This window comes from Bifidobacterium sp. LH_730 (genome assembly GCF_056355835.1).
This window is the reverse complement of record NZ_JBKETB010000041.1, coordinates 1-674: the sequence shown is the minus strand read 5'-3', so window position 1 is coordinate 674 and position 674 is coordinate 1. Positions and strand designations below refer to the sequence as shown.

1 protein-coding gene is annotated in these 674 nt (G+C 63.4%); it reads left to right on the top strand.

Going from position 1 to position 674, the window contains the following annotated elements; genetic code table 11:
* A partial coding sequence (locus tag AC1AUD_RS13730) for a carbohydrate ABC transporter permease (RefSeq protein ID WP_476574938.1) occupies positions 1-674 on the top strand: 674 nt, incomplete at both ends.

The following is a 674-nucleotide window of genomic DNA, read 5'->3' as shown; positions in this document are numbered from 1 at the left end:
CAGGCGGACTTCACTTCGACGTTCGGCCTTGGTTTCGGCAAGAGCTTCGCCTTGTTCGACAACATCGCCACGGTGTTCTCCTACCAGGACGGCATCTTCGCCCGCTGGCTCCTGAACACGCTCCTGTACGTGGTGGTGGGCGCGGGCGGCGCGACCCTCCTGGCGATCATGGGCGGCTACGCTTTGGCGAAGTTCCGCTTCCCGGGCCGCAAGGCCGTGTTCGCGGTCATCATCGGCGCCATCTCCGTCCCCGGTATTGCCCTGGCGGTCCCGCAGTTCCTCCTGTTCGCCAAGCTCGGGTTGACGAACACGCCGTGGGCCATGATCATCCCCAGCCTCATCTCGCCGTTCGGCCTCTATTTGATGTGGATCTTCAGCGAGCAGGCCGTGCCCACCGAGTTGTTGGAGGCGGCGCGCGTGGACGGCGCGAGCGAGTGGCGCACGTTCTGGACCATATCGCTGCCCCTGCTGGCGCCGGGCATCGTGACGACGGCCCTGTTCACGATTGTGGCGACGTGGAACAACTACTTCCTTCCGTTGATCATGTTGAAGGACGCGGACTGGTATCCGTTGACGATCGGTTTGAACCAGTGGAAGGACCAGGCCTCGACGGCGGGCGGCCAGGCGATCCAGAACCTGGTCATCACCGGATCATTGATCACGATCATCCCCCT